We start from the raw sequence: 12,567 nt of genomic DNA on the forward strand, positions 1-12,567 counted from the left end.
TTTACTTTTTTGCTTCTTCTATATAGCTAACTGCTTGACCAACTGTACCGATGTTTTCTGCTTGATCATCTGGAATTTGAATATCGAATTCTTTTTCGAATTCCATAATTAATTCAACAGTATCCAAAGAATCTGCTCCTAAATCGTTTGTGAAGCTAGCTTCTGTTGTTACTTCATTATCGTCTACTCCTAATTTATCTACGATAATAGCTTTTACTCTTGATGCAATGTCTGACATAATTTTGTGTTTTTTTAAAATTTAAATCGGGGCAAAAATACGAATCTTAACAATTAAAACTAATTTTTGTCCGATAAATGATTACTAAAAGTAAATAAAAATATTTAATCTTCACTTAAAATAATCTATTTGTTAATAATTATTCCTTTTTTTGTAGCCTAGAAATGTAGTTATGAAGCGTATTGTTATTTTTGCATCTGGTTCTGGAACGAACGCAGAGAATATTATTAAGTTTTTTAATCATACTAAAACCGCTAGGGTTACTAATGTGTTATGTAACAATGAGCATGCCAAAGTATTTAAAAGATGTAAAATCCTAAATATTAAGTGTTTACATTTTAATAAAGATTCTTTTTTTGCTTCGGATGATGTTCTAAATCTACTAAAAGAGCAGGCAGATTATATTGTTTTAGCAGGTTTCTTATGGAAAATTCCTGAAAAAATTGTGGAGGCTTTTCCGAATAAAATCATAAATATTCACCCTGCATTATTACCTAAATATGGTGGAAAAGGAATGTATGGAATGAACGTTCATAAAGCGGTAAAAAAAAATAAAGAAACAGAAACTGGCATTACTATTCACTATGTAAATGCTAATTATGATGAAGGTGCAATCATTTTTCAGGCAAAAACGGCATTAATTTCAGAAGATACGCCCGATAAAATTGCAGAAAAGATTCATATTTTAGAGCAACAATATTTTCCTAGAATTATTGAAAGTGTAATTATACAAATCAATGAGTAAAAAAAAGTTTTATGTTGTTTGGAACGGGCGAAAAAAAGGCATTTTTACGTCTTGGAAAGTCTGTAAGAAACAAATTGATGGTTTTGAAGGCGCACAATACAAATCTTTTGCAAACTTAGACGAAGCTGAAATTGCGACAACCAAAAACTATGCAGAATACGTTGGTAAAAACACTAAAAAACCTACGTTATCATCCGAAGAAAAAGAAAAATTTGGAAGACCTAATTTAGAAAGTATTTCTGTAGATGCAGCTTGTTCTGGGAATCCTGGAAAAATGGAATACAGAGGTGTTTTAACACATAATAAACAAGAAATTTTTATAAAAGGCCCTTTTACTAAAGGAACCAATAATATTGGTGAGTTTTTAGCTTTGGTACACGGAATTGCTTTGTTAAAGAGCAAAAACAAAGAAGATATCCCTATTTATTCCGATTCTAAAATTGCCATGAGTTGGGTAAAACAGAAAAGATGTAAAACTAACATGCATTTTGATGCTTCTAATAAAGACTTATTAGAATTGATTAAAAGAGCCGAAAATTGGCTAAAAGAAAATACTTTCAAAAACCCAATCTTAAAATGGGAAACCAAAGCTTGGGGAGAAATTCCTGCAGATTTTGGGAGGAAATAAATTAGTTTGCAGTATTCAGTCGCTGTTTTTCAGTTACTCACTGTTGTAAAAATTGTTACTAAATACTGCAAACAGAAACTGCTCACTGAAAACTAAATCTAAAGATTATACCCAATACTAAACATTACAATTCTTGGTAAAATAAAAGTTTTACTATCTGAAATTACATAATCTGAAAAACTGTTGCTTTGTTTAAATTGTGCGTTAAATAGATTTTGTGCACTTATTTTATAAGACCAAGCAGAATTTTCTTTTTTGTAAGACAAAGTTGTATTTGCAATTTCATACACATTTTTTTGCCCTAACGTTTTATTCTGGTAATTGCTGCGTTTGTAATCGAAATTAAAGATGAAGCCTTTTAAAAAATCATAATCTACGGTTATAAATGGTTCTGTTCTTACAAATTTTGAAGTTGAATTGCTAGAAATAAATTTACCAACTTCTCTCTTTAAACCAACTTCTATTGTTGGAAAATTATCGAAAAGTGTTTCAAAACCAATTTCATAATCGAAATTATTATTTTTGTTAGTTTGCAGATTATTGTTTAATTCTTGTGTGTATTTTGAGTTGTTAAAACCAACATCAAACTTATATTTTATTTTTTTAATTGTTTTTTCTAAATGAACATTTCCATGAATATCTTCTGAAGGATTGCTAAACATTTTTACAGTTAAAAACTGATTTACATTATTAAAATCTACCGTATTTCTTACACCTCTAATTTGTTTGTTATAATTTAAATTGGCAAATAACATTAAACCTCTGTACAAACTAAATCTACTATAAATTATTCTTGCAGAATGGTATAAACTGTTTTCTAAAGTTTCATTTCCTTTAAAAACGGAATTATACGATTGTAAATAAAAACGATTTGCTAATTTATTAGCATCAGAAAATGAGGTTTTTAAACTGTAATTTAATTGGATTTTCTTGGATTTATTAAACTCAATTTTTGCTAAAAAATCTGGTAAAACAATCCATTTATTTTTATTAACATTGCTTTCTTGGTTGATGCTCCAATTGTAATTGTGTGCATATAAACCTTGTTTAACCGTAAAAATTCCTGCTCTAAATTTATAGTGAACTCCTAAAAATAAATCATTCAATTTAAAATTTAAATCATTACCAAATTTATCCGAAGAAAAATTATTTTTAGTTCCATTATCTAATGTTTGGCTATCATCAGTGAAAAAATCTTCGCTTAAAAATTTATTACCAACAGTGGTGTAAATGTGGTTGTTATTATTGATTTCCCAAAAATGTTTAAAAACAGCATCTATGTTTTGTTCTTTGCTGTTTTTAAGTTGGTTAATTCTGTATAAATTTTGTGCTGTTCTTGGAATTAATCCGTTAAATGCATCTTGTTTTGTTTCCCAAAAACTTTTTTTATCACTTTTATCAAATACATAATTAAATACTGAAGAAAACGTGTGTTTGTCAGATTGCCTTTTGTGCCATTCTATATTTTGGTTTACATAGGTTGCTGTTAAATCTCTGTTTGTTAGAATGGTATTTTCGTTAGTGTTTATTAAAGATGTTAATGAATTATTATTTGTATTATTGGTTCTTTTTACTTGGGTTCTGGCATACCATTTTTCTTTAGTATTTGGTGTGTAATCTAAATTAAAATTACCAATTCCTAATAAATTATCTGCAGTAGTGTTATTCGTTTTTTGTTCTGTAAAAGTGGTGTATTCATTAAAATTTTCTATAAAACTACTAGTATTTGTGTTTGAGAAAATAGCGTAACCAGAAATATCTAATGTAGAAGTTGCTGTTTTAGTAATGTTTAATGCACCAAATTTTTGCTTGCTAGTTAGTAAGTCTCTAATTTCCATAAATTGTGAAAAATCACCACCTTTCCAATTAAAATTGCCTTTAAAAACGGAGTTCATTCCGCCAGAAAAACTCATATAATCTCTAAACGTAAATGTTTTTTCGCCAACATTATTAATATTTCCTATAAAATTAATATTGGTTTTAGGCGAATAATAAAATAAATTTGCACTGGTTTTATAAAACTCTTTATTGCCTTTACCAACTTCTACATCACCAAAAACAAAACGTTTTTTATCTTCTTTTAGTTTGATGTTCATTGCCATTTCATCAGAATCTGTTAAACCCTTTAAAAAAGCAACTTCATTGTAATTATCTATTACTTCTACATTGCCAACTGCATCAGCAGGAATATTTTCTACGGCAAGTTTAGAATTGCCACCAAAAAACTTTTTACCATCTACCAACATTTTGGTTACTTTTTTGCCTTGTACTGTTACAACTCCGTTTTTAGAAACTTCAACGCCTGGTAATTTTTTTAATATATTTTTAAGTTTGCGTTCTGTACCATCTATGAATTTATCGGTTTTATAAATTGTAGTATCTCCTCTAACAGTTACCGGCATTTCTATAACAATCTCCCCTAATTGTTCTGATGATTGTTCTAAAACAAAATCTTTTTGCGCAGATTTTAAAGCGATAAATTGATAATTAATAGGTTTGTAGCCCAAATAAGAAATGCTAATAGCAATAGTGTCTCCTTTATCTAATAATAACTTATAATACCCTTCATTATCTGTAATGGCAAATTGTAAGTTTTTAGAAACATCTTTGGGTTTTGCAATCACATTTGCATACGGTAATGGGTTTTGTAAGCTGTCTTTTACAGTTCCTTTTAGGGTTACTTTTTGAGCTGAAATCAAAAAAGTAAAAAGAAGGAAGAATAGTAAAGCGTTGTTTTTAATCATCTTTTTTTCTTAAAAATTTCATAAAAGAATCTACTCTCTTTTCGTATTCTTCTATTGTTTCCTTTTTTCCTTTTGTTGGTTTATTAATTTTTAAATTTTTTTTATGATTTAAAACAATTTTAGATGCGCTTATTGTTACTCTTTTCTTTTCTACCAAAATAACTAAACCCAGTAAACCATTGAATTCTTTAGGTCCAAAACTTACAGGTATTTGAGGAGTAAACCATGCAATTGGTTTCATTTTCTTGTTTGTAGATGCTATATCAATAGCTTTATAGCACAGATAACCACCAATTATTTTAGACTCTTGTGTTATTTTCCATTTTTTTGGTTTTAAATCTGTAAGTAGCAATTCTGCTGTATTATTTTCAAAAAAGTATTCTTTTGTTTTGGTGTTTTTATAATACCTATTGTCTCCGCCAGCAAAAGTTCTATTTATATTAAATGTTTTCTTACCATCATTTTGCATTTTATCTTCTACTATATATAAAGATTCTCCATTAGAAAAGACTAAAAAAGCATTAACATTTGGTGTGTTTTTAAAGATGTCTCTCACCCATTTATTCATTTTTATTTTTTTTTCTTTCAGTTTTTTAGATATGGAATCTATTTTTTTATCAGAAAAAGATTCCATAGAAACTACATACGTTACTTTACCGCTTATGCTTTGGGCATAAACAACTGTATTTATAAAAATGATAAACAATAAAGTAAGTTTCTTTTTCATTAATTGTTTTTAAGATTTCTTTGCTTTTTTATACTTCTCCCATTTTTTATAAAAATCTGGAAAAGTTTTTCTTAAAAGCGCATCATATTTTTTTTGAGTGATTGCTTTGCCTTTTGGTTTTTTAATCCTAATTTTTGAATTGAATGTTCATTATTAAATTCTAACAATGCTAAAATATCTCTAGCATTGTTAATTCTATCTATTGAGTTTTGAGAAACCTTTCTACCTATGGCTTTATTTCTTTTTTTTACCTGCTCAACTGTTAAGTTTAGCGAAACTTTATAGGTAACTCTGCCTGTTAGGTCTTGTGCTTTTATACTTGGTAATACTAAAAAGAATAAAAGAATAGTAATTTTTATACATTTTTTCATGTTATAATTTTTAATAAGAATCACTAAAGTTAATTTTAGTGATTCTTAAATAATAAAATTTAGTGTTAACAATTAGCAGCATAACATGATTCATAATTATCCATGTAATCAGCAATCAATGGTAAACTTGAATTATTTACGGCATCTTCAAAAGTTTCGTCCATTGCACTATCAACACAGTCCCTTGCACAACCAAAATCTTCAACTATTTCTGAAGTTTCTGTTGTTGGTGTAATTATTTCTTCGTTAGAAGAATTTGCATTCATCACAGTTCCTGTTGCAAAAACAAAAACCATTGCTAAAATTAATTTTTTATAAACTTTTTTATTAAGCCTTTAACAATACTGTCATATTTTTTCAGAGATATTTTTATACCTTTTTTAGGCTCGTTAATATTAAAATTTGAATTATTTAATTTAATTTTTGTCACTTGAAAGGTTTCTCTTTCTGTTTCTAATTCCAGAATTAACCCTGGCAAACCACCAAATACATATGGTCCAAAACTGATAGGAATATCTTGAGAGTACCACCCAATAATAATATCGTCTTTTAGTTGTCCTTTTGAATTCTTATACTCTCTTTTTGAAATAGCTTTGTAACATAAATAATTACCTATTTTTTTTGTTTCATTTTTCAATTGCCATTTAAGGTGTGGAAAAGGATAATTAATAATAAATGTTTCTCCAGCTCTTTCTTTTTGTCTTAATAATATTTTACTAAAACTATTCCTGTATATAATCCCGCTATAACCAGCTGAACTTAATTTTGACAATATTAATGATTTCCTATCATTAAAAATTTTTCTTTCTTTTTCAAAAATAGATGATGAATCATTAAAACGCAATATATATGTAACTGATTTATCTGCAGTTATAATCATATCATTGATTTTTTTGTTTGACTTTTTTTCAAAAATCTTATCTTTAGTTTGTTTTTTATAAAAGATAGTCCCGCTCTTATTTTGGCTAAAACAAAAATTTGAAATAAAAATTAATATAAATAAAGTTCTCATTTTGTATTTTTTTATATTAAAAAGAATAATGAGTCTATTAGATTAATGACTCATTATTCTAATCAGTTAATTATTAAAGATCGCAAAGCTCTAGTAGTAGTTCATAAACTTCAAATGCTCGATCTTGACCTCCTTGTGAGTCCCAATCAAGTGTTTCAACATATTGCTGAGCTGAATCATAACAGTCATTAGAACCAATTTCTTTATTGATTTCTTTTGCATTCATCATAGTTCCTGTTGCAAGTACAAAAACCATTGCTAAAATTAATTTTTTCATAATATAAAAATTTGTAACCTAATTTTTAATTTAGGTTTATTTATTAAAAATATTTAGAATTTTATATGAATTAACAAGTTCAAAAATCTTTAAATACTTGTAGAAAAAGGTTTACTTTTGCAAAACTTCCTCTGCTTGTTGTTGTTTATTTACATAAGCATTTGTTTTAAGTTGTACATTTATTTAGTAATTTTTATATTTCTTAATTCCGCAAGCGGAGGTTTTTAATTTATATTTCTAGAATGACTTTTTAAAATGAGATTTCTCAATCGCTTAAAAAAGCTCATTTCGAAATGACAATTAGTTGTTTTTTAATTATATTTTTAAGAGAAGAAATATCGTTTTCATAGCAATTTCTTTTTTCAAATTTGGCAAATACTTTTTACACTACCAAACAAATCACATTCCATTTTGGACTAACGGATTATGGGGTATTTAAAAACTCACGGTTTTCCGTTAGTCTAAAATGGAATGTTGAAGACCACTTTTTTTGCTTACTTTTATATCGAAAAAGAAAAAATATTTTGAGAGAAAGAGAAAGAGAAAGAGAAAGAGAAAAAGAAAAAGAAAAAATTAATACTTTATATAAAAGTGTTTTAGAAAAATTAGTAACCAAAAGAGAAGAGGCAGGTTTAACACAATATGATATTTCTACTGCACTTGGTTTATCTGAAAGTGGTTATTTTAAAGTAGAAAAAGGTAAAACCAAATTAGATTTAGAAAGATTATTTACAATTTTGCTTAAATTAGAAATTTCGCCTGAAGAATTTTTTAAGGGTATTGGATAGTATTCAGTATTCAGTATTCAGTATTCAGTATTCAGTATTCAGTATTCAGTATTCAGTATTCAAAAATGAAAATATTTGTAAAGTAAAAACCCAAAACTAAATTTAGTTTTGGGTTTTATTATATGTTATCGATACAATTTTCAAAAAAGAAAAATCACTCGAACTGACATTTCGTTTTTTAGATTAAGATTGCCACGTCGTTCCTCCTCGCAATGACAGCTTTCTAATTATAGAGAAGCTTTCATTAGCTCTCTATTCATTCTTGCAATGTTGTCTAAAGAAATTCCTTTAGGACATTCTACCTCACAAGCTCCTGTATTTGTACAGTTTCCAAAACCTTCTAAATCCATTTGAGCAACCATGTTTCTAACTCTATCTGTTGCTTCTACTTGTCCTTGTGGTAATAAAGCATATTGAGATACTTTTGCACCTACAAATAACATTGCAGAACTATTTTTACAAGTTGCTACACATGCACCACAACCAATACATGTTGCTGCATCCATCGCTTCATCTGCTGCGTGTTTAGAAATAGGAATTGAGTTTGCATCTTGCGTATTTCCTGAAGTGTTTACAGAAATATACCCACCAGCATGTTGTATTCTTTCAAAAGAAGTTCTGTCTACTACTAAATCTTTTAAAACAGGAAATGCTGCTGCTCTAAATGGCTCTATAGTAATAGTATCACCATCTTTAAACATACGCATGTGCAACTGGCAAGTTGTTACACCTCTATCTGGCCCATGTGCTTCTCCATTTATATACATAGAACACATTCCGCAGATTCCTTCTCTACAATCATGATCGAAAGCAACTGGCTCATCACCAGAATTTACTAACTGTTCATTTAAAACATCCATCATTTCTAAAAAAGACATGTGTTCAGAAATTTCAGTCACTTTATAATCAACCATTTGACCCTTTGAACTAGCGTCTTTTTGTCTCCAAATTTTAAGTGTTAAATTCATATAAATAGGTATTAATTTTTAGCGAAAAGTATCAGCCTTTTTCTTCTAATTTTTTAATTAAGGAGTTTAACATTTTGCTAACTTCAACAATTAAACTTTCTATTACTTCGCTATTATTACTATATTTTAATTCTTTAGTTATTAATAATTGTGTTTCTAACTCATATAAAGAACCTCTTGAGATTCTTAAAAACTGAATATAATTCTTTCTAGACATTCTTCCCCAACCTTCAGCAATATTTGAAGGAACAGAAACTGCGCATCTTCTCATTTGACTTGTTAATCCAAATCTTTCATCATAAGGAAAAGTTTTTGTTAAATCATATATTAAAGCTACTAATCTCATTGACTTTTGCCAAACAATTAATTCTTTATATGATTTAATATTGCTCATTTTCCTATTTTCTCATCGCTATCTCACTAATGTCTATTTATATGAACGTTGTTTCAATTCAATATCGTTAAACTCTAATTCTTCTTTATGTAAAACTGCATCTGCAGGTTCACCTTTGTATTCCCAAGCAGCTGCAAAAGCGAAATCTTTATCGTTCCGTTTTGCTTCTCCTTTTTGAGGACCATCTAATTCTGCTGACTCTTCCCTAAAATGACCTCCACAAGATTCTTCTCTCATTAAGGCATCTTTTGCAAACAATTCTCCTAGTTCTAGGAAATCTGCAACTCTACCTGCTTTTTCTAATTCAGGATTCATTTCATTTGATCCACCAGGAACAGAAACTTCTTTCCAGAACTCTTCACGAATTGCTTTAATTTCAGCCATTGCTTCCGTTAAACCTTTTGCGTTTCTAGACATTCCTACTTTGTCCCACATTACTTTTCCAAGTTTTTTGTGGAAATAATCTACAGATTTTGTTCCTTTATTATTCACAAAGAAATTAACTCTCTCTGTAACTTCTTTTTCTGCAGCTTCAAACTCTGGGCTTTCAGTTGAAATTTTTCCTGTTCTAATATCATCAGATAAATAATCTCCAATAGTATAAGGTAACACGAAATAACCATCTGCTAAACCTTGCATTAATGCTGATGCTCCTAATCTGTTTGCACCATGATCAGAGAAATTTGCTTCTCCAATACAATAACACCCAGGAATAGTTGTCATTAAATTATAATCTACCCAAACACCACCCATTGTGTAGTGTACTGCTGGATAAATCATCATTGGTGTTTTATATGGATCTTGATCTATGATTTTCTCATACATCTGAAATAAGTTTCCGTATTTTGCTTCAACAATTGCTTGTCCTAATTCATATATTTTTTCATCCGAAGGATTCTTAATATTATGAATTTTTGCTTGCTCTATTCCGTATCTAGTAAATGCAGATTTAAAATCTAAATACACAGCTTCACCTGTAGCATTTACACCATAACCAGCATCACAACGTTCTTTTGCTGCTCTAGAAGCAACATCTCTTGGAACTAAATTTCCAAAAGCAGGATAACGTCTTTCTAAATAATAATCTCTTTGATCTTCAGACAAATCAGTAGGTTTTTTACGACCTTCTCTAATTGCCATTACATCTTCCATATTCTTTGGAACCCAAATTCTACCATCGTTACGCAATGATTCTGACATCAAAGTTAATTTCGATTGATAATCACCAGATCTTGGAATACAAGTTGGGTGAATTTGTGTGTAACAAGGATTTGCAAAATGCGCTCCTTTTTTATGTATTTTCCAAGCAGCAGTTGCGTTAGAACCCATTGCATTTGTAGATAAGAAATATACATTTCCATAACCACCAGAAGCAATTACAACAGCATGTGCAGAATGACGCTCAATTTCTCCTGTAATTAAATTTCTTGCAATAATTCCTCTTGCTTTTCCATCAACAATTACAACATCTAACATTTCATGTCTGTTAAACATTTCTATTTTACCACGAGCAATTTGTCTATTCATTGCAGAATAAGCTCCTAATAATAATTGCTGACCAGTTTGTCCTTTTGCATAAAAAGTTCTAGAAACTAAAACTCCTCCAAAAGAACGGTTATCTAACAAACCACCATAATCACGTGCAAAAGGAACTCCTTGTGCTACACATTGATCAATGATATTTGCAGAAACCTCTGCCAATCTATATACGTTTGCTTCACGAGAACGGTAATCACCCCCTTTTACAGTATCGTAAAATAATCTGTAAGTTGAATCTCCATCTCCTTGATAATTTTTTGCAGCATTAATTCCTCCTTGTGCTGCAATTGAATGTGCTCTTCTTGGAGAATCTTGATAAGCAAATGCTTTTACATTGTAACCCAGCTCTGCTAATGTTGCAGCAGCAGAACCACCTGCTAAACCTGTACCTACAACAATAACATCTATGTGACGTTTGTTAGCAGGATTTACCAAATCTATATGATTTTTATAATCTGTCCATTTATCTTTAATTGGACCTTTTGGTACTTTTGAATCTAAAGCCATAGTTATTTAAGATTAATGGTTATGATTTAAATGATGATAAATTGCGATAAAAATAAAACCTAATGGAATTATAATTGAGTACGCTAACCCAATAGTTTGTAATGTCTTTTTTCTACCAGCTGTAGAACCCATAGATTGAAATGCTGATGTAAAACCATGTGCTAAATGCAATCCTAAAAGAACAAAAGCAATTACATAAGCACCAATTCTTATAGGGCTTAAGAATTTTTCTTGTAGTTCGTGAAAATATCTTAATTCTCCATTATGTAAACCAGACCAATCTCCTTGAATGAATTTGGTGTTAATTTCTGGAAACCAAAAATCGATGAAATGTAAAATGATAAATGCCAAAATAGCAATACCACTCCAAATCATGTTTCTGCTCATCCAAGATGAATTTGCAGCTCCATTGTTTTTTGCATAAGAAACATTTCTTGCTTTAGAATTTTTTAATTCTAAAACAAAACCCATTACAAAATGAAAAACAACTGCAAAAATTAAAACAGGTTGTAATGCAAATTGCACTAAAGGATTTGTTCCCATAAAATGAGACACTTCGTTAAAAGTATCTGGGCTAAAAACCGATAAAATATTAATTGCTAAATGCTGAAGTAGGAAGAACATTAAAAAAAACGCCGATAGCGCCATTGCTATTTTTCTTCCAATTGAAGATTTAAAAAATCCGCTCATTGTATAAGTAAGTTAAAATTGTTCAACAAAAATACAGCTTAACAAATCGTAGTACAAGAAAATTACAACGTTTTCGTTTGTATTTAGAATTATTATAAATAAAAATACTTAATCGTTTAACAAAAAATCATTGTTTTTGTTAATTTACCAATTAAAACTCACTAGAAACAACCAAACACTTGTTATTTTTCCATTTTCCTTTTAATTCTTCTGCAGAAATCGTTTTACCATTACAAGTTAAAAAATTTCCTTTTTTATCTTTTTTAATAATTTTCATTTTACCAGATTTAATGGCATTTACAATTCTGTAAACAAGACTATTTCTAGAAGTCTTGCTTCTTTTTCTTGTTAATTTTAAACCTTGGTCATTATTAAACAGATCCATTTCTGATGAAATTTCATCTGGCACAACACCATCTTCTAATTTTCTTTTCTTATACGTTAAGTAATTTTCTTTTTCATGGGCTTTTCCTAATGAACGAGCTGCAGATTTCCCCATTTCTTGACGCAAACGCGCCATCCAATATGCATGTCTAAAAGCATCTACTTGTCCGCCAGCTGCATCTTTGTCTAATAAATTTGTTTTCGCAACAGAATCTGCTACCTTATTAGTTTCCAAAGAAATTCTTAACGATTTTTTTGCTTTAAATGGATGAAAAATAACCCATGTTTTTATAGGCCTAGAAAGTTTAAAAAAAAATTTAAAATCTGATTGAGAAAATATTTGACCTGCGGATAAAAGGAAAATAATAAAAATTGCTTTTTTCATTTTTGAAAAATAGTATTTAAATAATTTTTAAAATTTTAATAACATTAACCTGTTGTGCATTATAAAAAAGCTGTTCATTGATTAAGAGAATCGTATATTTAATTGAATTTCAAACATTTAAATAGATGAACAGCTTTAGAGCAAATTACGAGAAAATTTTAGAGGTATTA

The 12,567-nt window shown here is 29.0% G+C and carries 15 protein-coding genes; 3 read left to right on the plus strand and 12 right to left on the minus strand.

Annotated features, from left to right (window positions below; translation table 11 throughout):
* Position 1: 1 nt before the first annotated feature.
* Complete coding sequence (locus V3V28_RS00305) at positions 2 to 238, minus strand: acyl carrier protein (protein WP_004569249.1); 237 nt, start codon at positions 236 to 238, stop codon at positions 2 to 4.
* Positions 239 to 410: 172 nt separating this feature from the next.
* On the opposite strand from V3V28_RS00305, the gene purN reads away from it, so the two are divergent.
* The gene (gene purN, locus V3V28_RS00310) at positions 411 to 983 is read left to right on the plus strand and encodes a phosphoribosylglycinamide formyltransferase (RefSeq protein ID WP_331363022.1); all 573 of its coding nucleotides are present in this window, start codon (positions 411 to 413) and stop codon (positions 981 to 983) included.
* Positions 976 to 1,611 carry a ribonuclease H family protein gene (locus V3V28_RS00315; protein WP_331363023.1) on the plus strand — a complete coding sequence of 212 codons (636 nt, stop codon included), beginning with the start codon at positions 976 to 978 and terminating at the stop codon, positions 1,609 to 1,611. The genes purN and V3V28_RS00315 overlap by 8 nt, the downstream gene beginning before the upstream one ends.
* Before the next feature lie 98 nt (positions 1,612 to 1,709).
* Here V3V28_RS00315 and V3V28_RS00320 read toward each other — a convergent pair whose 3' ends face one another.
* The 6 genes from V3V28_RS00320 to V3V28_RS00345 all read right to left on the minus strand — a co-directional run bounded on the left by V3V28_RS00320 (position 1,710) and on the right by V3V28_RS00345 (position 6,742).
* Entirely contained in the window at positions 1,710 to 4,355 is a 2,646-nt protein-coding gene (locus tag V3V28_RS00320; RefSeq protein ID WP_331363024.1) for a carboxypeptidase-like regulatory domain-containing protein, read from the minus strand.
* Positions 4,348 to 5,082 (minus strand): GLPGLI family protein, encoded by a 735-nt coding sequence (locus V3V28_RS00325; RefSeq protein ID WP_331363025.1) that lies wholly within the window; start codon positions 5,080 to 5,082, stop codon positions 4,348 to 4,350. Before V3V28_RS00325 ends, V3V28_RS00320 begins: the two co-directional genes overlap by 8 nt.
* Positions 5,083 to 5,153: 71 nt before the next feature.
* Positions 5,154 to 5,453, minus strand: coding sequence for a hypothetical protein (locus V3V28_RS00330; protein ID WP_331363026.1), 300 nt, complete (start codon positions 5,451 to 5,453; stop codon positions 5,154 to 5,156).
* A 65-nt stretch (positions 5,454 to 5,518) separates the two neighbouring features.
* Positions 5,519 to 5,749 (minus strand): hypothetical protein, encoded by a 231-nt coding sequence (locus V3V28_RS00335; RefSeq protein WP_331363027.1) that lies wholly within the window; start codon positions 5,747 to 5,749, stop codon positions 5,519 to 5,521.
* Positions 5,750 to 5,757: 8 nt separating this feature from the next.
* The gene (locus V3V28_RS00340; RefSeq protein WP_331363028.1) at positions 5,758 to 6,465 is read right to left on the minus strand and encodes a GLPGLI family protein; all 708 of its coding nucleotides are present in this window, start codon (positions 6,463 to 6,465) and stop codon (positions 5,758 to 5,760) included.
* A 73-nt stretch (positions 6,466 to 6,538) separates the two neighbouring features.
* Positions 6,539 to 6,742, minus strand: a complete 204-nt coding sequence (locus V3V28_RS00345) for a hypothetical protein (protein WP_331363029.1) — start codon at positions 6,740 to 6,742, stop codon at positions 6,539 to 6,541.
* 524 nt (positions 6,743 to 7,266) lie between these two features.
* Between V3V28_RS00345 and V3V28_RS00350 the strand changes: the two genes are divergently transcribed.
* Positions 7,267 to 7,530 carry a helix-turn-helix domain-containing protein gene (locus V3V28_RS00350; protein ID WP_331363030.1) on the plus strand — a complete coding sequence of 88 codons (264 nt, stop codon included), beginning with the start codon at positions 7,267 to 7,269 and terminating at the stop codon, positions 7,528 to 7,530.
* Positions 7,531 to 7,757: 227 nt separating this feature from the next.
* Here V3V28_RS00350 and V3V28_RS00355 read toward each other — a convergent pair whose 3' ends face one another.
* The 5 genes from V3V28_RS00355 to V3V28_RS00375 all read right to left on the minus strand — a co-directional run bounded on the left by V3V28_RS00355 (position 7,758) and on the right by V3V28_RS00375 (position 12,397).
* On the minus strand, positions 7,758 to 8,498 hold the full coding sequence (locus tag V3V28_RS00355; RefSeq protein ID WP_331363031.1) for a succinate dehydrogenase/fumarate reductase iron-sulfur subunit: 741 nt from the start codon (positions 8,496 to 8,498) through the stop codon (positions 7,758 to 7,760).
* Between the two features lie 31 nt (positions 8,499 to 8,529).
* Complete coding sequence (locus V3V28_RS00360) at positions 8,530 to 8,892, minus strand: four helix bundle protein (RefSeq protein ID WP_331363032.1); 363 nt, start codon at positions 8,890 to 8,892, stop codon at positions 8,530 to 8,532.
* Positions 8,893 to 8,925: 33 nt separating this feature from the next.
* The gene (locus V3V28_RS00365; RefSeq protein WP_331363033.1) at positions 8,926 to 10,938 is read right to left on the minus strand and encodes a fumarate reductase/succinate dehydrogenase flavoprotein subunit; all 2,013 of its coding nucleotides are present in this window, start codon (positions 10,936 to 10,938) and stop codon (positions 8,926 to 8,928) included.
* Between the two features lie 12 nt (positions 10,939 to 10,950).
* Positions 10,951 to 11,628, minus strand: coding sequence for a succinate dehydrogenase cytochrome b subunit (locus V3V28_RS00370; protein WP_331363034.1), 678 nt, complete (start codon positions 11,626 to 11,628; stop codon positions 10,951 to 10,953).
* Positions 11,629 to 11,779: 151 nt separating this feature from the next.
* Positions 11,780 to 12,397: a DUF6973 domain-containing protein gene (locus V3V28_RS00375; protein WP_331363035.1), complete on the minus strand. Its 618-nt coding sequence runs from the start codon at positions 12,395 to 12,397 to the stop codon at positions 11,780 to 11,782.
* Positions 12,398 to 12,567: the final 170 nt, after the last annotated feature.

It is taken from the genome of Polaribacter sp., assembly GCF_036480315.1.
Taxonomy (GTDB): Bacteria; Bacteroidota; Bacteroidia; order Flavobacteriales; family Flavobacteriaceae; genus Polaribacter.